This window comes from Roseisolibacter sp. H3M3-2, from assembly GCF_029211165.1.
GTDB lineage: Bacteria > Gemmatimonadota > Gemmatimonadetes > Gemmatimonadales > Gemmatimonadaceae > Roseisolibacter.
This window is the reverse complement of the sequence record NZ_JARGEK010000633.1, coordinates 1-1452: the sequence shown is the minus strand read 5'-3', so window position 1 is coordinate 1452 and position 1452 is coordinate 1. Positions and strand designations below refer to the sequence as shown.

The following is a 1452-nucleotide window of genomic DNA, read 5'->3' as shown; positions in this document are numbered from 1 at the left end:
GCCAGCGCGAGCCCGAGCGCGAACGCCGACGCCGCGCGCAGCGCCGGCTCGGCGGCGGCCAGCCGCTGCACGAGCGGCGCGACGGCGACGTCGCCGCGTTGCGCGCCGAGCAGTCGTGCCGAGAGCTCGCGCACGCAGCCGTCGTCGGAGCCGAGCCCGGCGAGCAGCGTCTCCACTTCGGCGGGCGCCAGACGACCGGCGTCGCTGCCGAGCGCGAAGCGATCGTCGCCGAGCGGCGTGGCGGGGGCGTCGGCGCGGTCGCCCCACCCGAAGTTGTGGACCGAGCGCGCGGCCAGCGCGCAGAGCGGGCGCGGCGCGCCGCGCGCGGCCGCGAGGAGGGCGCGCACGTCACGCGCGGCGTCCTGCGCAGTTTCCTGCGCCGCGACGGGAGGGGCGGCGCGGGGGACGTCCACCGCCAGCGTCGCGACCACGGCGACCACGGCTCCGATCAGGCGAATCATCACAGCTCCGGTTGAAATTTCAGCATCGATGGGGAAAGCGCGGGCGCCCGCGCATCCGAACGGGCGCCCGGCGCGGAACGACTCAGGGCGTCGGGCGCGGCTCGGGCCAGGGCCACGGCCAGGGGCCGGGCGCGCGCCCGCCGGCCAGCGCGCGGACGGCGACCGCGCGCGCCTCGGCGTCCGACGACTCGAGCATGCCGCGGATGGCGTCCACCGAGCCGTCGCCGAGCGAGGCGAGGGCGCGCACGTACGCGAACTGCACCTCCCGCTCGCGCTCGCCCTTGAGCGCGGCCTGCAGCGCCGGCGCGGCCGACGCGTCCTCGATCGTGTGGAGCGCCCACGCGACGACGTGGCGCACGCGCGGCTCCGGATCCCGCAGCGCCGCGAGCAGCGCGCCGAGCGCCTCGCGCGGCTCGAGCCGGCCGACGGCCCACGCGGCGCGGGTGCGCACCGCGACGCTGGAATCGGCGAGCGCGCCGACGAGGGCGTCGACGGAGCGACGGTCGCCGGCGTCGCCGAGCGCCCAGGCGGCGGTGGCGCGCACGCGCGGCGTGCGGTCGCGGAGGGCGGCCGCGAGCGCGGCACGCGCCGCGTCGTCGTCGTCGCTCCCGGCGAGCGCCCACGCCGACATCTCGCGCACCGACGAGTCGACGTCGAGGCGCAGCGTCTCGGCGAGCGCGGCGAAGGCGACCGACTGGTCGGCGTACTCGGCGAGGCCCCAGGCGGCCACGCGCCGCAGCCGCGCGGTGGTGTCGGTGCGGAGCACGCGCGCGAGCAGCGTCACGCGTTCGTCGGCGCGCGCGCCGGCGCCGCCCGGACGCGCCGTGGGCTCGCGGACCGCGGCGCCGAGGTCGATCCGCAGGTCGAGCGGCCTGCTCACGGACGCCGACGGTCCCGCGTCCGCGGGGGCGGCTGGGTCGGCGGGATCGGCGGGGAATGCGGGATCGACGACGCGGGCGCGCGCCGCCGGGCGGGCCGCGTCGGCGACGGC

Annotated in this window: 1 protein-coding gene and 1 pseudogene; both read right to left on the bottom strand. The window is 79.9% G+C overall.

All coding sequences use genetic code 11. The annotated features are described in order from the left end of the window. A pseudogene (locus PYV61_RS25280) lies at positions 1 to 461 on the bottom strand (hypothetical protein); the annotation flags it as partial. A gap of 82 nt (positions 462 to 543) precedes the next feature. Beyond that, a partial coding sequence (locus tag PYV61_RS25275; RefSeq protein WP_275836652.1) for a HEAT repeat domain-containing protein occupies positions 544 to 1452 on the bottom strand: 909 nt, incomplete at its 5' end.